We start from the raw sequence: 22,239 nt of genomic DNA, 5'->3' as shown, positions 1-22,239 counted from the left end.
AAGGTACCCAGCCCTACGCGGGTCTCGCGCGTTCGCCCTCACATACACCCTCGCGTTATGGTTCTCGACACGTACCACCGCCTTACCGATCGCTAACTCGAGGAGCACACGAAGTGGAAATCAAGGGAACCGCAGCACTGGTCACCGGAGCGGCATCAGGCCTCGGCGCCGCAACAGCCAAGCGCCTCGCCGACGCCGGCGCTACCGTCTTCGGCCTGGATCTGCCCGCGTCGATCGAGCGCGCAGGCGACAACGTCCCCGCCGGCGTCACCCTCATCCCCACCGACGTGACCAGCGGCGAAGAGGTCGAAGCAGCGATCAACCAGATCGTCGAGTCGGGCTCCCCGCTGCGCATCGTCGTCAACTGTGCCGGTGTCGGCTGGGCCGGACGCATCCTGTCCAAGAAGGGTCCGCACGACCTCGAGCTGTTCCGCACGGTCATCACCGTCAACCTGCTCGGCACCTTCAACGTCATGCGCCTGGCCGCCGACGCCATCGCCAAGACCGAGGCCGTCGACGAGTCGGGCCAGCGCGGCGTCGTCATCAACACCGCTTCCGTTGCTGCCTTCGAAGGCCAAATCGGCCAGATCGCGTACTCCGCCTCCAAGGGCGGCGTGCACGGCATGACGGTTCCGGCTGCCCGTGACCTTGCGCAGTTCGGCATCCGCGTCAACACGATCGCTCCCGGCATCATCGACACCCCGATGCTCGCAGGCGTCACCGACGAGTACCGCGAGGGCCTCGAGGCCGGCGTTCCGTTCCCGTCGCGCCTGGGCCAGCCGTCCGAGTACGCGCAGCTCGCGCAGATGATCGTCGAGCACGACTACCTCAACGGCGAGACCATCCGCATGGACGGCGCACTGCGCATGGCGCCGCGCTAACCTCCCTGCTGTGCGCCTTTATTAACCGCCCGCGGTTAATAAAGGCGCACAGTTGTCAGAACGAATGAAAATACCCACCGTTGGAGTGGGCAGTTGCGCTGAGGTACTCGGCCACTTCCTTCGCCGGCATCGGTCGGCTGATGTAGTAACCCTGAACCAATTCGCAACCGGCGGTAAGCAAGAGCCTCAGCTGGTCGGCCGTCTCCACGCCTTCCGCCAATGACTGCATACCGAGCGCCTTCGCCACCTCGACCACCGAAGTGACAACTGCCGAATCACCCTCGCTCAGTTCGGTGATGAACGACCGGTCGATCTTGAGGATGTCCAACGGCAGTTTCTTCAAACTCTCGAAAGACGAATAGCCGGTTCCGAAGTCGTCCAGGGCAATCGCAATTCCGGTGGCACGCAGGCGATCCAACTCGGCGACGGCAAGCTCCTCCACTGCTCCCGTCTCTGTGATTTCCAGCTGAAGCCGTTTGCCGGACAGACCGCTTGCCTCCAGCGCATCGTTCACGGCCGATCCGAAGCCGGACGACATCAGTTGCACCGGAGAGACGTTCACCGTCACGTAAGTGTCGTCGGGCCACGTCGCGGCTTCGGCGCACGCCATGTTCAGTACCTGAAGCCCCAGAGGGACTATCAGGCCGGTCTCCTCCGCGACATCGATGAAAATGTGCGGTGCAAGCACGCCCCGCACCGGGTGATTCCAGCGAAGCAGTGCCTCGAAACCCTCGACGCGGCCGGTGTCCGCACGAACCTGCGGTTGGTAGTACAGCTCGAACTGCCGAGACTCGATCGCAAGCCCAAGTTCTTGCAGGGCCGATGCTCGCTCCCTGGCCCGCGCCCGCAGCACCGGCGAGTATCTTCCTACCCGGTTCTTGCCGGCGGATTTTGCCGCATACAGCGCCAGGTCGGCGGACATGACAAGCGTGTCCGCATCTTCGGAATCTGCGGGTGCGCCGGCATAGCCGATCGATGCACGAACCTCGATGCGATTCCCCCGCACGTAAAACGGCTCACGCAATGCATCCAGATAGCGAGCGAACACCTCTCCGCCGTCCCCTGTTCCCCGCAAGACGACGCCGAATTCGTCACCACCGATTCGCGCACACATGGCGCCGTCGACCACCCGATTGAGCCGTGCAGCAACGGAAATCAACAATTTGTCACCGACAGGGTGCCCTAACGTGTCGTTCACCGACTTGAAATTGTCCAGGTCGAGGATTCCGACAAGGACTTCCTCGCCGGTTCGGACGGTGCCGAGCGCGTCGGACAGCTCCGAGCCGAACGTCCGGCGATTCGGGAGCCCGGTCAGTCCGTCGGTTGCAGCAAGCCACAGAATTCGCCGCTCGTAGTTGTACTTCTCGGTGATGTCCGAGCCCACGCCTCGCCAACCCACGAACTCCGTGGCCTCGGATAGCCTGGGATGACCCGACAGAGACCACCATCGGTCGACGCCGTCGACACGAACGGGAATGACGACCTCTCGAAACGGCATGAGGCGGTCGAGGTGATCTCCGATGACCTGGACCGCGGCTCGGCCACTCTTCGTCGAACCCACGTCGAGCCGATCCAACAATCCGCGCAGCGACAGGGTTCGCAAGTCGGAGACGGGAACTCCCGAGATCTGCGACAGCCGAGCGGAGGTGTGCGACAACGTCCCGGTGGTGTCGACTTCCCACAGCCAGTCGCGTGACCCACCCTCGAAATCGTCGAGAAGCAAACTGACCGTCTGGCGCTCGGCAGCAGCCTCGAACTCGGCAAGACAACGACTTCGGAACGACGCCCAGAGGTACACGACGCCGATAATCAGTGTCACCGAGTACACGACCAACTGGAACGAGAGGACAGCGTATTCCGTGGTTCTCTTGGGCAGGATAACGACGAGCAATCCGATGCTGTGCACCAGAATCCACGCTACCGCTATCGACCGAACCGTCGACAATGCTACGGCGCCGGCGCCCATGACTCCGGCGAATGTCGCTAGAAGCACAAGCTTTCGCGAGTTGTCCGTCACGGGAAGCATCGCGGCGGCGAGAACGACAAGCAGAAGCCCGAGCAGGATCACCTCGAGCATGAGCGCCCAGTAGTCGTACTTCGTCGTATGTTTGGGCGTGTACCGGCCCTTCAGGACGACTCGCGGTATCCAGACGCGCACCGAATTGAGGACGACCAAGAAGGCCGCAGAACCCCAGATCACCCGAAACTCGTTGTGACCGGGGGGTACGACATACACAAGCAAAGCGCACACGCTGAGTACATTGACCATGTTGGCCAGTGGCGCGACCGTCGTCACCTGCAGTATCTGGCGTGCGAAGAGGTCGCGCCGCTCGACGTCAGACAGTTCGGCGTCGCTCGCACTCGAAGTCAGCCTGCTCAGCATGCAACACCCTCCATCGTGGAGCCGACCAGATGAAGGTAGCGCGGATGCGGGTTCCGGACACACGATGACGAGAAACTACGAGTTGAAACATACTGTTAAATAGGATGTTTCAGACAATCGCGACAGAACGGATCAGCGCTACAACTCGGAAGCCAGCGGAATTTCCTTCTCCGCGCGGTCCGTCATCCACTCACGGAGGACCTTGGTGGCAATGACGTCGTCCTCGTTGTACTGCAGGATGCGTGTCCGCTGCGTCTCGTCCGGCTCACCGTCGTAGCCGACCGCCTCGCGGTACCACGCCATCGACGCTTCACCCCCGGCCTCGGCGTCACGCCAGTTGAAGCCGGCGACGGGCGCAATCTTCTTGAGCCCCTTTCCGTTCGGGCAGATGAACTGATCACTCACTGCTTGATAGATGTCGACCCACTGCGGACTGTCGATGAACTCGCGGATCTCGTCCTTACTCGGAATCCCGGGTTCACCGGCAAACCTGCGCGCCGAGTCCAACAACCACTTGTCCTCGGCCGAACGCGAATAGCAGTACGCGGCAAAGGTTTTACCCGAAGCGGCGGCCGCGGCACGTTCCGCCATCAGCCAGCCCCAGAACTCTGCGAACGACCGCGCCTCGTCACGTGTCGGCAACGGATCCCACGTCGCAAATCCTCGATACATCGAGAAGCCGCCGACATTGAGCAACGTCCCCCACAGGTAGGCGCCGTGCTCCTGATAGCTCTCCATGTCGACGTCGATCTCGATGTCCGCCCGAGTCACCGAGATCTTCTCGAACCGCCGCACCAACGGAGCATCTGCCAACCACGCCTTGGCGATCACTACTGCGTCGTCGAAATTTCCGTGCGGCCAATCCTCGAGCGGCTCACCGTCCCAGGCGGCCAGCTGATCGATCGTGTTGCAGCCCACGTCGCGCAGAAGCTCGGCCCGCGATCCGACAGCGACGAGGCTGACGTCGCGGTTGCGGACCAATTCCTGCTTGCATTCGGTCCACCACGGGCACGACTTGCACTCGCTCACCTGTGACGGAGACGTCAGCACCTCACCGCGGGCCACAGCGATACGGTCGGCGAAACGCTCGTCGTAATCGTCGAGAATCGCGCTGAGGTCGTGGACGAGGATGCAGTCTCCGTTGTATCCGATCGCGCCTGCCGTGAGCGACGGGCTCGCCAGCCCACGACGCTCGAGCATCCGATAGACCTGCGCGACGCGCATCTGATCGCGGACCTGACTGCGGACCTTGCGTTTGGGATCGACCACGGGCTCCCATTCGAAGAGCCCCGAGGTGATCGCGCCCTGACCCGGATCGGTCACCTTGTGATTGACGACAATGACGGGATGTACCCGCCACCCTCGTCGTCACGGATGAGCATTTCGCAGCGGCCCTTGCGTCCGGTGTCGCGCTCGACCGGCAAGACCGCGCCCCAGATCCGGTCCGCGCCGGCCTCACAGGCAGCCAAGGTGTCGCGAGCCTGAGCCGACGCCGATTGGTCGGGGTTGATCTTCACCCAACGCTCGGGAGCAGCACCGATCACGAGTTCGGCGATCTCCGCGCGCTTCGCGATCGCGGCATCCTGGCGCTGCTTGACGCCGGTGTCGACGGGTTCCGAAGCCGATTTCCCGGGAAACAACCCGTCCAGACGCACCCGATGACGGCATCGGGTCAACGCCCCCGAATCGATGATCGGGAGCTGGGGCGCGGGGTTGTTAACGGAACACACGATGACGAAGATTATGTGCTCCCCTAGGCTGAAGCCGAAGCGCAGGTACCTGGCAACACACAAACACCTGGAAACGGGGTCCTTTTCGATGGGGTTGTTCAAGAAGCGAAAGTCTCGTGCCACCCGCAAGGCGGAGGCAAAGGCTCTCAAGCACAAGGCTGAGGTCGAGGCGAAGCTCAACGCCAAGAGCCAGCGTAAGCGCGACAAGGTCGAGACCAAGTCGCTCAAGAAGCTGGAGAAAGCCGAGATCGAGTCACAGCACAAGATCGAAAAGGCGCAGATCGCGACCCTGAAGGCGCAGGAGAAGGCCGCTGCGAATCAGGGCCTGACCGTCGCCAAGGTGCGTAAGTACCTGGGAGTGGCACGTCTGCTTGCCCCCGTTCTCCTGCCGATCGCTTACCGCGCAGCCACGGCGGTGCGCGCCCAGCTCGACACCACGCGTGCACAGAAGATGGGCATCGCCGTCGACCAGCTCGGTGACTACACCGGTCACGGCGCGAAGTTGAGCGCTCGTATCGCCGGCGCCGAGAGCTCGGTCACCGAGATCCTCAGCCGCAAGCCCGACGACGCGGAGACGCAGCGTTTCGCCGCCGCCATCCGTGAGCGCCTCGGCGACCTCAGCACGGCAGTTCGCGCTGCCGAGCAGATGCCGCAGGCTCGCCGTAAAGCAGCTCACCAGGCGATTTCTTCCGAACTCGACGGCGTCGAAGCAGATCTGCTCGCACGTCTCGGCGTGCGCTAGACCTGAGAACGCCAGTGAGAGCAGCCGAGCAGACCGCGACCCTCCGGGGGACAGCTGTCGGTTCCGCTTCGGCTGCTCTCGCTGTCGCCGCGCACGGGATCGGCGGAGGCGAGCTGCCACAGTCGTCGTCGCTGACCCTGTTGCTCGCCGTCTGTGCAACCGTCGGCGCCGTGACGGCCACCCTTCCCGCCCTCTCACGGGGGCCCGCTGCCTTGATCGTTGCTCTGGGTCTGGGTCAGTTGGCCGCGCACACCACCATGACGCTCTCCGAGCACGCTCATTCGCCCGCTCCGGGGTTGGTGATGCTCGGTGCTCACGCCGGTGCCACCGTCGCTTGTGCGGTGGCGGTCCTGGCCGCCGAGCGCCTCTACCGCGTTGTCACCCACGCTCTCCACGTCGTCCTGGCGTCTCTGGCTCCCGCCGCTGTCACTTCCCGCGGCCACACCGTCTCGACCGGAATCCATCACGGACCTGTCGACGCTCTACTTCGCGCCAGCATCTCGCGGCGCGGTCCTCCTGCCCTGGTCTGAAGATTCGTAGAATGCCCCCCTTCACCAGACCAAGAGGACACTTCCCGACATGAAGAACACCCTGATTTCGCGCGCGGTTGTCACGACCGTCGCTACCGGCAGCGCCGTGCTGCTGGCCGCCGGAATTGCTTCAGCACACGTCAGCGTCGTCGCACCAGGAGCTGCGCAGGGCGGATACTCCGTTCTCACGTTCCGCGTGCCCACCGAATCCGACACCGCTTCGACCACCAAACTGACGGTGGCGCTCCCCGACCTCAAGTCGGCACGCACCGAACCGATGCCCGGCTGGACCGCCGTCGTGGAGAAGGACCCCACCTCGTTGGTCGCCAAGTCCGTGACGTGGACCGCCGACCCCGGCGTCGGAATCGCCCCCGGCCAGTTCCAGCAGTTCGTCCTTTCTGCCGGCCCGCTGCCGGAGCAGGACGAGGTCGAGTTCAAGGCCGTGCAGACGTACAGCGACGGCAACGTCGTCAACTGGGATCAGGAAGAGCTTGCCGACGGCAGCGAGCCGGACAAGCCCGCGCCGACGCTGACTCTCGCCGCGTCCACCGGCGATGCCCACGGAGCCCCCTCTGCCGATAACACTGCCGAGACGTCCGCCGCATCCGAAGCCGCTGACTCTTCGTCGGACAACACCGCCCGCTGGCTCGGCGGCGTCGGCCTGGTGCTCGGCGCGTTGGGCGCTGCACTCGGCCTCGGCGCACTGGTCAGGAGCAAGCGCTGATGAGTACCCGGATCAAGGTCATCGCCGTCGGCATGCTCGCGATGCTGGCCACGATGCTCGGAATGGGCACGGCCAGTGCACACTCCGCGGTGGTCGGCTCCAACCCGGAAAACGGTGCGTCCATTCAGGTTGCGCCTGACACGGTTTCGGTCACGTTCAACGAGGCTCTGCAGGCACAGTTCGCGGCGCTGACCGTCACCGGTCCCGACGGCAACCTCTGGACCAAGAGCGATCCGTCCGTCGAAGGACCCACTGTCAGTGCAGACCTCGGCGATCTCGGGCCGACCGGCGTCTACACCATCGCGTACCGCGTCACCTCCGCTGACGGTCACCCCGTCAACGGAACCCTGACGTTCACCCTCACCGAGGCGGGGTCGGGCACTCCCGGCGCTGCCGCCGCGTCGAGTACGGGTGAGTCGGAGTCCGGCAGCATGCCGGTGTGGATCTTCATCGTCGCCGGCGTCGTCGTGTTCGGCGGTGCGCTGTTCTTCGTGCTCCGTAAGCCGAAGTCGAGCTGATCGCGTGACGGGTACGGCAAACAGGTGGTGGTTGCTGTTTGCCGTACCCACAGCTCTGCTGGGAGTCCTGATCGCCTGGGGCCTCGCCAGCCCATCGGGACCCGAATCGTCGAGCACGGTCCGCGTTCTCGCGATCGGATGTGGTTCGTTGACGCTCGGCATCGCGACGCTCGCCTGGATGGGCCGCAGTGAACGCCGCCCGGCAACAACCCCCGCCGTCATGTGGACTCAGCTCACCGCGGTGGCAGCAGTGTGGCTCGTCGCCGAGATCACGCTCCTCGTGCTCAATGCCGCAGCGGCCGACGGCGCCCCGGTCACCTCGCTGACCATCGGGCACTTCGGCGCATTCGTCTCCGAGGTCAACGTCGGCCGCGTCGGCGTCGCGATCATCGCGTGCGCGTTTGCCGTCGTCTGTTACGGCATCTACGGATTCACCAATCCCGAGACGGTGCCCGTCGCACCGGCATTGGTCGTCTCCGCGTTGGCGCTCGCTGCCCGCCCGATCACCGGGCACATGGCGCAGCAGAGCTTCGGATCGATCCTCGACGCCGTTCACGTCCTCGCTGCGGCCTTGTGGTTCGGCGTGCTCGCCGCACTCGCGCTTGCCGTACCGTCGCGCGGTGCCTGGGCGATCTGGTTGCCCAAGTACTCCGCTCTCGCCTGGCGATGCGTCCTCGCGCTGGTCGTCACCGGTATCGTCAACGCCGTCGTGCGACTCGACTCACTCTCCGCCTTCTACGACACCGCATACGGCCGGGTGATCCTCGCCAAGATCGTGGCGATCGGACTGCTCGTCGCCCTGGGATGGTGGTGGCGCCGGACATGGGTGGTCGCTAGCGCTGCACACCGCATGAGTTCGGACGGATCCCTGCGTCGCGCCATCGGTGAAGTTGTCTTCATGGCCATCGCATTCGGGCTTGCCGCGGCCCTTGCGACAACTGCGTAAGACGTGCCTCGGCGCGACATTTCGTGACCCGCACATTTAACGTTTCACGTCGAGATTTAACCTCTACGTGAGTTTATTTTCCCAGCTTGCGGCGGTTTCCGGCCCCCCTTAGCGTTGCTCGCATGACGGAGGCCCAACGCTCGTTTCTCGTCTGCGCTTCGCAGCGCAGCGGCAGTACTTTGCTGGTCGAATCCCTGCGAGCAACCGGGGTCGCGGGTGAGCCGGAAGAGTTCTTCCAGTACCTCCCCGAGACCTCGCGATCGCCGCAACCGAGGCAGTGGTTCGAAGACGTCACGGACGAGTCCGTCCTGGGTCTGCTCGCCCCGTTCCACCCGGGCACGCCGGACACTCGCACCTCCGAACAGTGGCGCACACAACTTCTCGAACTCGGCCGAACCCCCAACGGAGTCTGGGGTGGCAAGCTGATGTGGAACCAGACGCCGCTCCTACTCGATCGCGCGGCCGGATTGCCCTGGCGCAGTGGGACGGACCTACGTTCCGCACTCCACGACACCCTCGATCACGACCTGCAGTTCATCCATGTCTATCGAGAAGATGTCGTCGCTCAAGCTGTGTCGATGTGGCGCGCCGTGCAGACACAGGTTTGGCGCGACGACGCGACTCCACCGAATCTCTCGGACGGTGCGCAGTACAACGCAGTCGGAATCGCGCACCTGGTGACGATTCTCGGTGAGCAGGAACGCCAATGGAAGCGCTGGTTCGAGGAAGAGGACATCTCTCCCATCGAAGTCGGGTTCCGCGATCTCACCGAAGACCCGCAGTCCGTGGTCGCAAAAACCCTCATCTCCCTCGGCCTCGACGGACAGCTGGCCCCGCCACCGCCGCTGCGTCGTCAGAGCGACGGACGATCCCGCGAATGGGTGCAGCGTTATCGCATCGACGCCGAACAGAACGGATATCCCGTCACATGAGCACCGTCACCGATGTCGTCGACGAACTCCGAGTTCTCGAATCCGAAGCGGTTCACATCATTCGAGAAGTGGTGGCAGAACTCGAGAGACCGGTACTGCTCTTCTCGGCCGGCAAGGACTCGATAGTCCTGCTTCGTCTGGCCGAGAAGGCGTTTCGGCCCTCCCCACTCCCTTTCCCGGTCCTGCACGTCGACACCGGTCACAATTTCGAGGAAGTCATCGAATTTCGCGACCGTCGAATCAAGGAGGGCGGGCACACACTTCTGGTTGCTTCCGTTCAGGATTCGATCGACCAGGGCAGAGTGCAGGAGTCGACCGAGACCAGCGGATCGCGAAACCGCCTGCAGACCAGAACCCTGCTCGACGCTCTCGAAGCTGGAAGGTTCGACGCCGCGTTCGGTGGCGCCCGCCGGGACGAGGAACGTGCGCGCGCCAAGGAAAGAGTCCTCAGCTTCCGGGACGAGTTCGGCCAGTGGGACCCGCGAGCGCAACGGGCCGAACCGTGGTCGCTCTACAACGGTCGGATCAGACGCGGCGAGTCCGTTCGTGTCTTTCCGCTGAGCAACTGGACCGAACTCGACATCTGGCGCTACATAGCCCAGGAGGAACTGGAACTGCCGTCCATCTATTTCGCGCACCAGCGGAGGGTATTCGAGCGTGACGGAATGCTCCTCGCTGCTTCCGAATTCAGCACCGACGCCGAGAACGCCGCGGCAACGACCGAGTGGGTGCGATATCGAACCGTCGGCGATCTGACCATCACCGGCGCCGTTCGATCGCACGCCACCACCATCGACGACGTCGTCACCGAAATCTCGGCCGCGACGGTTTCCGAACGAGGCGAGACTCGCGCAGACGACCGAACGTCGGTCGCCGCGATGGAAGACCGAAAGCGTGAGGGCTACTTCTGATGACGACCACCATCACTCGCCAACTCCTGCGACTGGCAACGGCGGGTAGCGTCGACGACGGCAAGAGCACGCTGATCGGACGACTGTTGCACGACACCGACAGCCTGCCAACCGATCACCTCGATTCCGTGACCGACGAGCACGGTGTCGCCGACCTGGCTGCACTCTCCGACGGACTACGTGCCGAGCGTGAACAGGGCATCACGATCGACGTCGCGTACCGATTCTTCTCCACCCCGACCAGAAGTTACGTACTCGCCGACACCCCGGGGCACGAACGCTACACGCGCAACATGTTCACCGGAGCATCCAACGCTCACGTAGCGGTCCTGCTGGTCGACGCGAGGACCGGCGTGTTGCGTCAGACGCGTCGGCACGCCAGAATCGCCGCACTGCTCGGTGTTCCGAACCTTGTAGCCGTGGTGAACAAGATCGATCTGGTGGACTTCGACGAAGCGAGATTCGCTCAGGTGCAGGAAGAATTGCGGGCCTTGGCGCGGCAAGTCGGACGCGAGGACGTACTCGCCATACCGGTCTCCGCGAAAGCCGGCGACAATGTCGTGACGCGGTCCGCGAACACCGAGTGGTACGAGGGGCCGACGCTCCTCGAGTACCTCGAAGGCGTCGAACTCCATGCGCCCGCGACCCACATCGAGGAACTTCGGCTTCCCGTGCAGTGGGTTTCGCGCCCCGATCCGCAGAATCGGCGCCGGTACACCGGCCGAATTTCGGCAGGCACACTGAGCGTCGGAGACGAGGTAGTGGTCCTGCCGTCCGGATCGAAGAGCACCGTGATCAGTCTGGATACTCTCGACGACAACCGCAGTACTGCCGTTGCACCACTGTCGGTTTCGGTGGAACTGGCCGACGACATCGACGTCGGACGTGGCGACGTTCTGGTCAGTGGCGGTGCGCAGGCTCATCTGCCGGTTCTGGCCCGAGAACTCGAAGCCACGATCTGCTGGTTGTCCAACACACCGTTGCGCGCGGGCGATCGGATAGCGCTCAAACACACGTCCAGGACCGTGCGAGCGACCGTCCAAGAACTGCACACCCGTCTCGATCCTGAAACGCTCGACGAGCAGGACAGCCCAGTCGAATTGGGACTCAACGACATCGGAACGGTCACGCTCCGAACCAGTTCCGTGGTGGTCGCCGACACCTACGACCACAATCGGGACTCTGGCGCCTTCATCCTGATCGACGAGCAGAGCAACGACACCGTCGGCGCCGGCACCATTCTCGAACCACGCGTCGTCGTTCCCGGCGAGCAGACCCGCAACGACATCAAGTGGCATCCGTCCTCACTCGAACGTCAACGGCGATGGGCGTCTACCACCCAGAGGGGCGCGACGATCTGGTTGACCGGCCTACCTGCATCCGGAAAATCCACCGTCGCAGTCGCTGTCGAACGTGCGCTCGTCGACGCGGGACGCACCGCGTATCTGCTGGACGGTGACAACGTCCGCCACGGTATCTCCGACGATCTCGGGTTCTCGCCGGGAGACCGAGCCGAGAACATCCGACGCGTCGGTCATCTCACTCGACTGTTCGCCGACGCCGGCGTCGTGGCGATCGCGTCGATGGTTTCGCCGCTGCGTTCGGATCGAGCAATTGCGCGCGCTCTCAACGAAGCTGCCGGACTCACCTTCCTCGAAGTTGCCGTCACCACTCCCGTCGAAGAATGCGAACGTCGAGATCCCAAGGGCCTGTACGCTCGTGCGCGGGCGGGTGAACTGAAGGGGCTCACCGGAATCGACGCGCCTTACGAGACGCCGGAGGACCCGGACCTGGCATTCGACACAACCGGCGCTGACATCAACGAGCTGGTCGAGCGGGTCATCGCATTGTTGGAAGAGCGCGAAGCCGCAAGGCCCTAGGGATTTTCGGTGTCCGACTCGAGGTAACCGCGGTCCGCACTGTAGGCGGACCGCACGTTGGGTCGGACACCGATCTTCTCGAGGTACGCCGCCATGCGGTGCACCGCCATCGCGCTTCCCAATGCCTCGTCCGGGAGACGATCGTCGGTTTCGGCGCGCCACGTGTGAAGCTGCGAGGACAATTCCGCCTGTATTGCCGAGACTTCCGGTCGATCGATCAGATTGATCTTCTCGTCCGGGTCGGCACGGAGGTCGTACAGCTCCCGGGGTGCGCGTACCGCAAGATGCTCGGTGCCGAGCGCTTTTCCGGAAAGACTGTCCTCGATGTCGAGCGGTAGATCCAGAGCCGGGCGGACGGCGTAGTTCTCGATGTAGCTGTAGTCCTTGGTGCGCACCGCACGAATGGGATCGAAGCTGTCGTGAAAGGTCTTCTCCGTGAACAGGGAAGTACGAACGGGTTCGGACGGTTCAGTTCCGCGGTCGACGAGGGCATCGGCGTGCGAGCGCCCTTCCACCTCGGTGGGGACGTCGATTCCGAGCAGATCGAGAATGGTCGGAACAAGATCCACACCACTGAACAGTGTCTCGTATTCCTTTCCGCCACTGCGATACCGCGCGGGAGGCCGAGCGATCAAGGCAATACCGGTACCCGGGGCGTAGAGCGTCGACTTGGCACGCGGGAACGCCGCGCCGTGATCAGTGAGGAAGAAGACCCAGGTGTTCTCGTCGAGCCCCTCTTCCTCGAGGGTCGCGAGCAGTTCCCCCACCGCGGCGTCGGCCACCTCTACGCTGCCGTGGAATTCGGCCAGATCCTCGCGCACCTGTGGCACGTCCGGAAGGTATCCGGGGACCTCCAGGGCTGCGGTGTCCGCCGGGGTATAGCGATCGGCGGGGTACGGGCGATGCGTTTCGAAGAATCCCGTGGTGAGCAGGAACGGCTCGGGCGGGAAGCGTCGTAGCCAGTTCTGGGCACGCGGAACCACGTAGTCGCAGAACGAGTTGGTGACGTCGTACTCGTGGTAGCCCAGTCGCTTCGGATACGCAGTCTCGTGCTGCATGCCGAAGAGCGAGGTGTACCAACCGTTGTCGGAGAGGATCTGCGGGAGCGTCTGCACCTCAGCGTGGTACTCCCAGCCGTGGTGCGCCAACCCGATCAGACCGTTGTTGTGCGGATACCTGCCCGAGAAGAGCGATCCGCGCGAAGGCGAGCACAGCGGCGCCGTCGCGTGTGCGTCGGTGAACCGGATGCCTTCTGCCGCCAGCCGGTCGAGATGGGGGCTGTTGACCCCGGCGACACCGTAACTCGCGAGGTGCCGCCCCAGGTCGTGCCAATGAATGATCAGGACGTTATCTCGCGCAGCCGACACGTGGGCAAGGCTAGTTGCCCCGCCCACGTGCGGCAACAGCTCGAATCAGCAGGATCTCAACTGTTTCTGCCGAGTTGTCTGATCCATCCGCGGGTATCGGCCGGATCGATGACGTCGTCCAGTTCGAACGTGGTCGCCGCCATCAGCGCCTTGCCCTGTGCGTAGGCCAGTTCCACGAACTGACCGAACAGCGTTTCCCGAGCCACCGGATCTTCGACGGACTCGAGTTCCTTGCGGAAACCGAGACGCACAGCACCTTCCAGACCCATCGGCCCGATCTCGCCCGTCGGCCACGCGACCGTGAACTCGGGGGCGTGGAAGGAACCACCGGCCATTGCCATGGCGCCCAACCCGTAACCCTTGCGCAGGATGATCGTTCCGAACGGCACGGTGAGGCGAGCACCGGCAACGAAGAACCTGCCGAACCTTCGAACCGTCGCCTCCTCCTCCGAATCCGGGCCCACCATGAATCCCGGTGTGTCGCACAGCGTCACCAGAGGGATGCGGTGCGCTTCGAGCAGTTCCAGGAAATCCGAAGCCTTGTCCGAGGCTTCCGCGTCGATCGCGCCGCCGAGATGCGCGCTGCTGTTCGCCAGCACACCGTACGGAACTCCTTCGACACGAACGAGTGCGGTGACTACACCGCGTCCGTAGTCTCGACGCAGTTCCAGGACGCTGTCGACGTCCGCGATTGCGTCGATCGCTCCACGAACGTCGTACGAGCGCAGGCGATTCTCCGGCACCACATGCCGCGAGAGCCGCGGATCCGGAGCCGTCCACTCTCCGCTCGCACCCTGGAAGTAGCCGAGGTACTGCTTGGCCAGCGCCACCGCATGAGCGTCGTCGTCAGCGACCAGGTGTACGACGCCGTTGCGGCGCTGCACGTCGATGGGGCCGATGTCCTCGGGGCGAAAGTTTCCGAGCCCGCCACCCTCGACCATGGCAGGACCACCCATCCCGATGTTGGCGTCCGGTGTCGCGATCAGGACGTCGCACGCGCCGGCCAGGGCCGCGTTGCCCGCGAAACAGCGCCCGGACACGACGGCGACCATGGGCACCCGCCCGCTCAGCGCCGCCATGGCGCGGAAGGTTCCCAGCTCGAGGCCTGCCCCGGCGCCGGCGTCGGTGTCACCGGGGCGACCGCCGCCACCTTCCGCGAACAGCACCACCGGAACTCGCTTGCGATCGGCGATCTCGAGCAGGCGGTCGGTCTTGGCGTGATTGCGCATGCCCTGGGTACCGGCGAGCACCGAGTAGTCGTACGAGATCACGACGCTCTCGCCGCCGCTGATGGTCGCTACTCCGCCGATCAGTCCGTCGGCAGGAGTGTTGGCGATCAGGTCTTCCTCGCTTCGCCGACTGCGCTGCGCCGCCAGCGCGAGAGCGCCGTACTCGACCAGGCTGTCGTCGTCGACCAGGTCGTAGACGTTCTCGCGAGCAGTCCGACGTCCCAGCTTGTGACGCTTCGCCACGGCTGCGGGCCGGGCCGGGTCCAGGGTCACCTCGTGGCGAGCGATGATCTCCGCGAGATCGGGACGCACGTCGTCGAGGTCCACCTCGTCGACCTCGGCGAGCTTCGATCCTGCGCTTGCACTACGGACGACGAGCAACGGTTCGCCCGCACTCACCGATCTCCCCGGTGACGACAGGATCCGGACCACCTCCAGGTCACCGGGCGCCGAGAGAACATGCTGCATTTTCATCGCTTCGAGGACGGCGACCTGGCCACCCGCATGGACGCCGTCACCGACTGCGGCAAGTTCGACGACGATTCCTGCCATCTGTGCACGGACCACGTCCTCGTCCGGCGCGATGTCAACACTCGCGGAGGGTGTTTGTGGGTCCGCTTCGGGAACGAGGTCCGCCAATCGAGAACCCAACCAGTCGACGTCGACCAGGCCGTCGCGGAAGTCCTTGTCCGACAGTATTGCCTGCAGGAATTCGAGGTTGGTCGCCACGCCGTCGATGGTGAACTCACTCAGAGCAGCAATCGACTTGCGCACCGCGGCAGGAAAATCCGATCGCCGCGTGTGGGTGACGACCTTCGCCAGCAGCGAATCGTAACGCGAACTCGGCGAGAGTCCGACCGTACCGAAGGTGTCCACTCGCACGCCGGGTCCGCCCGGAGGAGTGAAGTTGTCGAGCGTGCCGGAGGACGGCAGCGCATTGCCGTCCGGCGTCATGGTTTCCATGTTGACGCGGGCCTGTATCGCAATCCCCGAAGCGTTTGCCACGGATCCGACTGTCTCCGAGGCCTTCTCGACAGCGGTGATCCCTGTTGGCAGGTCCAGGTTCTCGAACGGAACTCCGTCCGCGATCGCGAGCTGCACGGCGACGAGATCGATTCCGGTGACCTCTTCGGTCACCGTGTGCTCCACCTGAATTCGGGGATTGACTTCGAGGAAGACGAACCCGCGTTCCTCGACCAGGAACTCGACCGTCGCGATGCCTCGATAGCCGACCTCGGCGCACAGCCTCGCCGCCGCAGCGTGAAGACGCTCGCGCAGGGCCCCCGACAGCCCCTGCGCGGGCGCAACCTCGATCAACTTCTGATGGCGACGTTGGACGCTGCAATCGCGGTCACCCAGAGCGAGCGCGTGGGTTCCACCTTGCCCCGGTGCCGCCACGATCTGCACTTCGATGTGCCGAGCGTGCTCACTGAGTACCTCGGCGAACAGTGCCGAACTGCCGAATCCCGACTGGGCTTCGGCCGCACACACACGGTACGCGTCGTCGAGCGCTTTCAGGTCGCGCACCGCGCGCATGCCGCGGCCACCGCCGCCGCTGAGCGCCTTGATCATGATGCCGCGGGAGTTGCGCTCGAAGAATTCACGCACCTCGTCGAGGTCGGCGTTCGCCGATGTCGACGGCAGGACCGGTACGCCGGAGTCGACCGCCGCAGTGCGGGCGCTGGCCTTGTCGCCGAAAGTCCGGAGAACCTGGGCGTCCGGGCCGACGAAGACGATGCCCGCCTCGGTACACGCCTGCGCGAATTCGGCATTCTCACTGAGGAATCCGTAGCCCGGGTGCACGTGCGTGGCGCCCGTTTCGGCCGCGATCTTCAGCAGTGCGCTCTGATCCAGGTACGCGGATGCGCCCGACGCTCCGAGCGGCACCGACTCCGTGGCCGCCGCGACGTGCGGACTGGACGCGTCGTCCTCGGCGTACACCGACACCGTCTCGATCCCGAGTTCACGGGCAGTTCGAATGATCCGCAGCGCAATTTCGCCGCGGTTCGCAATCAGCAGTCTCACTTGTCCCCCTGAGTGCGCTCGAACAGATCGCCCTTGCGCACCTTTCCTGTCGCTGTCATCGGAAGCGCCTCGAGCACTTCCACTTCGGGCACCTTGTACGTGGCCATGTTCTCCTTGGCCCACGAGACGATCTCGTCGGCCGCAGTGTCGGAACCCTCGACCAGTTGGACAAACGCAAAAGCCACCTGCCCCTTGTCCGGGTCCGGTTTCGGCACCACCGCAGCCTTTTCGATCGCCGGGTGCAGCATGAGCAGCGCTTCCACCTCGGAGGGAAAGACACTCATGCCGTTGGTCTTGATCATTTCCTTGTTCCGCGCCAAATAGTGCAAACCGCCACGCTCACTGAACTTTCCGACGTCACCGGTCTGCAGCCAGCCGTCACGGATGGCGTCGGCGGTGGCCACCTCGTTGCGGTAGTACGCGGAAAGGATGGACGGGCTGCGCACGATGATCTGCCCGTGCTCGCCGACGGGAACCGGCCTGCCGTCGTGATCGACGATCAGAACGTCGGTGCCGGGCACCGGAATTCCGCAGAACACCGGCTCGCTTTTCAGGTCGTAGTCGCCGTCTTGGAAGCCGAGGGTGATCGTGTCCGCGGTGTGGGTTTCGGTCATGCCGTAGCTCGCTTCGCGCAGAACGCCGCCGGTAGCCTCGCGCCACCGCTGGCGCGTGGCCGGATCGAGTTTGAGAACGAACGAAACTGCCATGACGTTCTGGAGTGTCGAGAGATTTCGCTCCGCGAATCCTGGCGTGTCCATCAGTTCGACGTAATTGTCGACAGTTCCGACCAGCGAGGTCACGCCGTAAGCCTCGACAGCGTCGAGCGTGGTCTCCGCATCCCAACGATTCAGCAGGACCACGGTTCCGCCGTTGACGAGCGGAACCAGGATGCCGAAGTCCTCACCTGCGATCCAGAAGATCGGCAAGAACACCAGGGACACCGGCGGATTGGCACCCACCTGGTCACCGCCCGCAAGCGTCGCGGTGGCCGCGGTGTAAACCATGTGGCGCTGAGTGTGCTCACAGCCCTTGGGCATTCCCGTCGTTCCGCCCGTGTAGTTCAGGGCGGCGAGGGAATCGAGTTCGGTGGCGACAGGAGTCGCCCGCTCACTGGTGATGATCGACTGCCAGTCGCTCAGGCGCGGATCGTCGACCTCGAAGGGCAGTTCGACGGTCGGGATCGCCGTCAGCATGTCCGACACTGCAGTCTTCGCGACGTGTTCGAGTGGAGTCTGTGAGCGAACCTTCTTCACCAACTTCGAGAAGGTGTTCTGCGTCAGTAGGACTTTGACGCCGGCATCGTTGAGTTCGTGAATCAATTCGTGTTCACGGAAGAGTGGATTGATCGGCACGTGAACCGCACCGACCTTGAGAATGCCGAGCATCGCGATATGGAACTGAGGGCAATTGACCAGGTGAACGCCGACGCGATCGCCGCGTTCGACTCCGAGTGACAGCAGCCATCCGGCAAAACGATCCGAAAGCTCGTCGTATTCGGAATACGTGATGACCCGGCCGTAGAAGACGATGGCAGGAGTATCCGGCCGCTCGATCGCCCAATGCCGCAAGTAATCGACAAGTCCCCCACCTTCGAGCGGATACTCGACGGCGCGGGGAATGCCGGCGGGCCAATGCGCTTGTTGCAGCGCAGAGATCTCCGCCAGAGCCGCTTCGAGCACGTCTTGTTCTGCCACCGATCACTCCATTCGTAAAAGAAATCTATTTCGACTCTTCGAACCCGATCAACCGCTCGGACATCGTCGTCATATCTGCAATGAACTGGTTCTGCTCTTCGACACTCGCCTTACTCAGTCGTGCTCCACCGGCCATCTGTGCGTCCGAGATCATCTGAACGAGCACCGGGGGCGAAACACAGGGATCTACGTCGTGAACCTGTCGAATCCGTTCGACAAAGCGGACGTAGCGGCTCACGAGCTTTTCGCGAACCGCCGACCAACTGCGCTCGACCTCGGAATCCACCCGCGCCCGATGCTCGATCACCGCGAGCAGGTCACCGTAGGTGTACACGGCCGTGATGAACGCCGACGTGGTCGTTCGGAGAACTTCGCGTAGATCCTCGGCCGCCGGGCCCTCCATGTGCTGAGCGTCGAGGAAGCGTCGGCACATCATTTCGGCGACGGCGCGGAAGACCTCGTCCTTCGACGAGAAGTACGCGTAGAAGGTCGCCCGGGAAACATCAGCCCTGGTCGTGATCGTCTCGACCGTCACGGCGTCGTATCCGAGTTCGCCGAAGCAGAGGGCAGCGGTGTCGAGCAGTCCGGCACGGCGTGGACCGTCGCCGAGTTTGCGGGCTGTCCGCGCTCGCTCCTGCGTTTCACTGGTGGTCACCGTCACAGTGTGTGTTGACGTTGACGTCAATGTCAAGAATCGCGAGCCCGGCGCCCCACTTCGGCTTTTTGTTCGGGTCACCCTTTCACACCCCGCATATCGGGTGTAAGACTCTGCCTCTAATGTTTTTCGCCTTTCCCAGAAGGAGTCAATTCCGTGCCGGAAGAATCCGCCTCGCCCTCCTATTCCACAATCAAGGAAACAGTTGCAGCTTTGATGCCGGCACTGGAGTCGGAACTCGTCGAACTTGTTCGTATTCCGTCGATAGCAACAGAAGGTTTCCCCAGCGAGCCCCTGTTCGAGGCTCACGACCTGATCGTTTCTCTATTGGAGAGGTCCGGAGTCACGAAGATAGAGAAACTCGAAATAACAGGTAAAACTGCGCCGGTCATCATTGCGACAGTCCCCGGCCCAGAGGGAGCCCCGACCGTATTGATGTATTCGCATTACGACGTCGTTCCCGCCGACGACGTCGAACTCTGGGATTCACCGCCTTTCGAACCGAGCAAGCGTGACGGCGCGATTTACGGCCGCGGTACGGCAGATTCGAAGGCAAACGTCATCGGTATGATCGGCGCGCTTCGTGTCTTCGACGGAAAGCCGCCGGTGACGGTCAAGCTCGTCATCGAAGGCCAGGAAGAATTCGGCAGCCCCTTCGACAACTATCCGCCGGAAGCCCCCGAATTGTTTGCGGCCGACGCAATGGTCATCGCCGACGTCGGGAGCGTTCGACCCGGATCACCGACCCTGACCGTCGCACTGCGCGGATCGGCCCAGGTGATCGTCGAACTCACCACTCTCGGAGCCGACAAGCACAACGGCCTCTACGGCGGCGCCGCACCGGACGCCCGCCTCGCGCTCATCCGCGCACTGGCGTCGCTGCACGACGACAACGGTGACGTGGCGGTCGACGGCCTCATGCGCGAACCGTGGACCGGCAGTTCATACACCGAGGACGAGTTCCGCACCCTCGCCGAGATCCGTGACGGGCTTCCGCTGCTCGGAACCGGCGGCATCGGCGAACGCATCTGGTCGGGCCCGGCCATCACCGTGACGGGAATCGACGCTCCCCCTGTGGACGGTGCGGTCAACGCCGTCGCAAGCACGGCCCGCGCCGTGATCAATCTGCGCGTACACCCGCGCCAACCTGCCATCGAGGCGCAGGCTGCTCTGGTCCGGCACCTGGAAGCCCTGCGCCCCTTCGGTTTACAACTGACTGTCACCGCGGGAGAAACCGGCGACGGGTTTGCGGCAGCCGAAGGTGGACCGGCCTTCGACGCGGCATTGTCTGCATTATCGCAGTCGTGGGGTGAGCCGGCCGGGCTGATGGCAGGCGGCGGCTCGATCCCCCTCGTGATGGCCTTGGATACAGCAGTGCCCACCGCCGAGAAGCTGTTGTTCGGCGCCACCGACGGTTACGCGAACATCCACGGCCCCAACGAACGCGTCCTGCTCGACGAGCTCGAGAAGGCCGTCGTCGCCAAAGCACTGTTCTTCCAGGAGTACGCACACACCTTCGAGGGGAAGAAATGAGCACCGAGACCGATACGGGATCCGCGCAAACGCCCGCCAAGAAGAAGTTCGAGTTTCCCGGTGCGGTCACGATGCTCGCGATCGTCACCATTCTGGTCTGGGTTGCGGCACTGTTCATTCCGGCCGGACGCTTCGGCATCGACGTGGACGGCTCACCCGTTCCCGGCAGCTTCGAGACCGTCACGTCTCCGCTCTCGTTCTGGGAACGAATCCAGCAACTGATCCTCTCCCCCGTGAACGGCCTCTACGGCGTCCAGGATTCGATCACCGGGTTCGTCGACACCGACAACATCGGACGGCTCTTCGGTTCGGTCGGCGTAGTCCTCTTCATCATGGCGCTCGGTGCGTTCATCTCGGTCAGCTTTGCCACCCGCAGCCTGGAAACCGCTGTCTCCCAGCTGGCTACCAAGCTCAGCGACAAGGGCTGGTTGCTCATCACCGTCATCATGGTGCTGTTCTCGCTGCTCGGTTCGACAATGGGCTTCTCGGTCGAGACGTTCGGCTTCTACGCCCTGCTCATCCCACTGATGACGGCACTGGGTTACGACCGCATGGTCGCGGCCACCATGATCATCCTCGGTGCTCTGGTCGGAAACATGGCGTCGACCGTCAATCCGTTCTCGATCGGCGTCGCCTCCGGTGAGGCAGGCGTCTCCATCGGTGACGGCATCGTGCTGCGCGTGATCCTGTGGATCGTATTGACCGCTGTGGCAGTGGTATTCGTTCTCCGCTACGCCGCAAAGGTGAAGAAGGATCCGTCCAAGTCGCTTGTCGGTTTCGACATCGCGGACGACGAAGACGAAGAGCCAGCCGAGCCGGTGGACATCGACGGCAAGCTCACCGGAACTCAGAAGCTGGTACTGCTCATCACCGGACTCACCTTCGGACTGATGATCTTCTCCGTCATCCCGTGGTCGAGCATCTTCGGCGCCGCCACCGGTCCGGCCGAGTACGACGCGTACCACGTCACGGCAACCGAGCCCTACTGGTTCGAGTTGAACTGGTGGTTCCCGCAATTGGCGATGTTGTTCATCCTCGCCGCCGTTCTCGTCGGCATAGTCGCGAAGATGGGTGAGAAGAAGATCGTCTCCCTGATCACGCGTGGAGCCGGCGACATGGTCGGACCGGCGATCGTCATCCTGCTCGCTCGCGGCGTCTCGGTGATCATGACCAACACCGAAACCCTCGACACCATCCTCAACGCGATGGAGCAATTGGTCAGCGGCGCTTCGGCGGGGGTCTTCGCGATCCTGGTGATGCTCGTCAACATCCCGCTGGCGTTCCTGATCCCGTCCAGTTCCGGTCACGCCACCCTGGCGATGCCGCTGCTCGCGCCGCTGGGCGACTTCGCCGGAGTCAGCCGAGCACTCGTCATCACCGCCTTCCAGATGGGCCACGGCCTGATGCTGATGGTTGCCCCGACCAACGTCGTCGTTGTCGGCGGGTTGGCCATGGCGAAGGTCGGCTACGACAAGTTCCTGCGCTTCGTCTGGCCACTGCTACTGATCAACTTCGTGATCGTTGTCGTGGTGATCGGCGCGGCAGCAGTATTCGAATAG

At 63.7% G+C, this 22,239-nt stretch carries 16 protein-coding genes and 1 pseudogene; 11 read left to right on the top strand and 6 right to left on the bottom strand.

What is annotated here, in order from left to right:
- The first annotated feature begins 113 nt into the window (after nucleotides 1-113).
- Complete coding sequence (locus EHW12_RS00650) at nucleotides 114-881, top strand: SDR family NAD(P)-dependent oxidoreductase (RefSeq protein ID WP_125050165.1); 768 nt, start codon at nucleotides 114-116, stop codon at nucleotides 879-881.
- Nucleotides 882-936: 55 nt separating this feature from the next.
- Here the strand turns inward: EHW12_RS00650 and EHW12_RS00645 are convergent, their stop codons facing one another.
- Together EHW12_RS00645 and EHW12_RS00640 are read right to left on the bottom strand one after the other, a co-directional pair.
- A complete protein-coding gene (locus EHW12_RS00645; RefSeq protein WP_064442941.1) occupies nucleotides 937-3,264 on the bottom strand; it encodes a bifunctional diguanylate cyclase/phosphodiesterase in 2,328 nt (775 codons plus the stop codon).
- 138 nt (nucleotides 3,265-3,402) lie between these two features.
- Nucleotides 3,403-4,958: pseudogene (locus tag EHW12_RS00640) on the bottom strand (TM0106 family RecB-like putative nuclease).
- Between the two features lie 124 nt (nucleotides 4,959-5,082).
- Between EHW12_RS00640 and EHW12_RS00635 the strand changes: the two are divergent.
- The 8 genes from EHW12_RS00635 to cysC all read left to right on the top strand — a co-directional run bounded on the left by EHW12_RS00635 (nucleotide 5,083) and on the right by cysC (nucleotide 12,177).
- Nucleotides 5,083-5,736 carry a DUF6474 family protein gene (locus EHW12_RS00635; RefSeq protein WP_003944178.1) on the top strand — a complete coding sequence of 218 codons (654 nt, stop codon included), beginning with the start codon at nucleotides 5,083-5,085 and terminating at the stop codon, nucleotides 5,734-5,736.
- Nucleotides 5,737-5,750: 14 nt separating this feature from the next.
- Nucleotides 5,751-6,266 (top strand): hypothetical protein, encoded by a 516-nt coding sequence (locus EHW12_RS00630; protein WP_003944165.1) that lies wholly within the window; start codon nucleotides 5,751-5,753, stop codon nucleotides 6,264-6,266.
- A gap of 49 nt (nucleotides 6,267-6,315) precedes the next feature.
- On the top strand, nucleotides 6,316-6,990 hold the full coding sequence (locus EHW12_RS00625; RefSeq protein WP_064688015.1) for a YcnI family protein: 675 nt from the start codon (nucleotides 6,316-6,318) through the stop codon (nucleotides 6,988-6,990).
- Nucleotides 6,990-7,508, top strand: a complete 519-nt coding sequence (locus EHW12_RS00620) for a copper resistance CopC family protein (RefSeq protein WP_003944137.1) — start codon at nucleotides 6,990-6,992, stop codon at nucleotides 7,506-7,508. The genes EHW12_RS00625 and EHW12_RS00620 overlap by 1 nt, the downstream gene beginning before the upstream one ends.
- Before the next feature lie 4 nt (nucleotides 7,509-7,512).
- Nucleotides 7,513-8,454, top strand: a complete 942-nt coding sequence (locus EHW12_RS00615) for a CopD family protein (protein ID WP_003944164.1) — start codon at nucleotides 7,513-7,515, stop codon at nucleotides 8,452-8,454.
- A 122-nt stretch (nucleotides 8,455-8,576) separates the two neighbouring features.
- Nucleotides 8,577-9,386 (top strand): Stf0 family sulfotransferase, encoded by an 810-nt coding sequence (locus tag EHW12_RS00610; RefSeq protein WP_007735934.1) that lies wholly within the window; start codon nucleotides 8,577-8,579, stop codon nucleotides 9,384-9,386.
- Complete coding sequence (gene cysD / locus EHW12_RS00605) at nucleotides 9,383-10,297, top strand: sulfate adenylyltransferase subunit CysD (RefSeq protein ID WP_047272728.1); 915 nt, start codon at nucleotides 9,383-9,385, stop codon at nucleotides 10,295-10,297. Before EHW12_RS00610 ends, cysD begins: the two co-directional genes overlap by 4 nt.
- On the top strand, nucleotides 10,297-12,177 hold the full coding sequence (gene cysC, locus EHW12_RS00600; RefSeq protein WP_125050164.1) for an adenylyl-sulfate kinase: 1,881 nt from the start codon (nucleotides 10,297-10,299) through the stop codon (nucleotides 12,175-12,177). The genes cysD and cysC overlap by 1 nt, the downstream gene beginning before the upstream one ends.
- On the opposite strand, the gene EHW12_RS00595 is transcribed toward cysC, so the two are convergent.
- Genes EHW12_RS00595 through EHW12_RS00580 form a run of 4 tightly spaced genes read right to left on the bottom strand, consistent with a single transcriptional unit; the run spans nucleotide 12,174 to nucleotide 19,153 of the window.
- Nucleotides 12,174-13,544 (bottom strand): sulfatase, encoded by a 1,371-nt coding sequence (locus EHW12_RS00595; protein ID WP_003944134.1) that lies wholly within the window; start codon nucleotides 13,542-13,544, stop codon nucleotides 12,174-12,176. The two genes, cysC and EHW12_RS00595, sit on opposite strands and share 4 nt — an antisense overlap.
- 56 nt (nucleotides 13,545-13,600) lie before the next feature.
- Nucleotides 13,601-16,798 (bottom strand): carboxyl transferase domain-containing protein, encoded by a 3,198-nt coding sequence (locus EHW12_RS00590; RefSeq protein WP_125050163.1) that lies wholly within the window; start codon nucleotides 16,796-16,798, stop codon nucleotides 13,601-13,603.
- The gene (locus EHW12_RS00585; RefSeq protein ID WP_125050162.1) at nucleotides 16,795-18,492 is read right to left on the bottom strand and encodes an AMP-binding protein; all 1,698 of its coding nucleotides are present in this window, start codon (nucleotides 18,490-18,492) and stop codon (nucleotides 16,795-16,797) included. Before EHW12_RS00585 ends, EHW12_RS00590 begins: the two co-directional genes overlap by 4 nt.
- Nucleotides 18,493-18,517: 25 nt before the next feature.
- Nucleotides 18,518-19,153: a TetR/AcrR family transcriptional regulator gene (locus EHW12_RS00580; protein WP_019746323.1), complete on the bottom strand. Its 636-nt coding sequence runs from the start codon at nucleotides 19,151-19,153 to the stop codon at nucleotides 18,518-18,520.
- Between the two features lie 150 nt (nucleotides 19,154-19,303).
- Between EHW12_RS00580 and EHW12_RS00575 the strand changes: the two genes are divergently transcribed.
- Together EHW12_RS00575 and EHW12_RS00570 are read left to right on the top strand one after the other, a co-directional pair.
- On the top strand, nucleotides 19,304-20,680 hold the full coding sequence (locus EHW12_RS00575; protein ID WP_125050161.1) for a M20/M25/M40 family metallo-hydrolase: 1,377 nt from the start codon (nucleotides 19,304-19,306) through the stop codon (nucleotides 20,678-20,680).
- Nucleotides 20,677-22,239 carry a TRAP transporter large permease subunit gene (locus EHW12_RS00570; protein WP_125050160.1) on the top strand — a complete coding sequence of 521 codons (1,563 nt, stop codon included), beginning with the start codon at nucleotides 20,677-20,679 and terminating at the stop codon, nucleotides 22,237-22,239. The genes EHW12_RS00575 and EHW12_RS00570 overlap by 4 nt, the downstream gene beginning before the upstream one ends.

This window comes from Rhodococcus sp. NJ-530, assembly GCF_003860625.1.
Classification (GTDB): domain Bacteria; phylum Actinomycetota; class Actinomycetes; order Mycobacteriales; family Mycobacteriaceae; genus Rhodococcus_F; species Rhodococcus_F qingshengii.
The sequence above is the reverse complement of the archived record's forward strand: the minus strand, read 5'-3'. Positions and strand labels throughout refer to the sequence as shown.

Excerpts from the sequence above, each read along its gene's own strand:
- EHW12_RS00570 (WP_125050160.1), top strand. The coding sequence starts at position 20,677 with ATGAGCACCGAGACCGATACGGGATCCGCGCAAACGCCCGCCAAGAAG.
- cysC (WP_125050164.1), top strand. The coding sequence starts at position 10,297 with ATGACGACCACCATCACTCGCCAACTCCTGCGACTGGCAACGGCGGGT.
- EHW12_RS00625 (WP_064688015.1), top strand. The coding sequence starts at position 6,316 with ATGAAGAACACCCTGATTTCGCGCGCGGTTGTCACGACCGTCGCTACC.
- EHW12_RS00610 (WP_007735934.1), top strand. The coding sequence starts at position 8,577 with ATGACGGAGGCCCAACGCTCGTTTCTCGTCTGCGCTTCGCAGCGCAGC.
- EHW12_RS00620 (WP_003944137.1), top strand. The coding sequence starts at position 6,990 with ATGAGTACCCGGATCAAGGTCATCGCCGTCGGCATGCTCGCGATGCTG.
- cysD (WP_047272728.1), top strand. The coding sequence starts at position 9,383 with ATGAGCACCGTCACCGATGTCGTCGACGAACTCCGAGTTCTCGAATCC.
- EHW12_RS00635 (WP_003944178.1), top strand. The coding sequence starts at position 5,083 with ATGGGGTTGTTCAAGAAGCGAAAGTCTCGTGCCACCCGCAAGGCGGAG.
- EHW12_RS00645 (WP_064442941.1), bottom strand. The coding sequence starts at position 3,264 with ATGCTGAGCAGGCTGACTTCGAGTGCGAGCGACGCCGAACTGTCTGAC.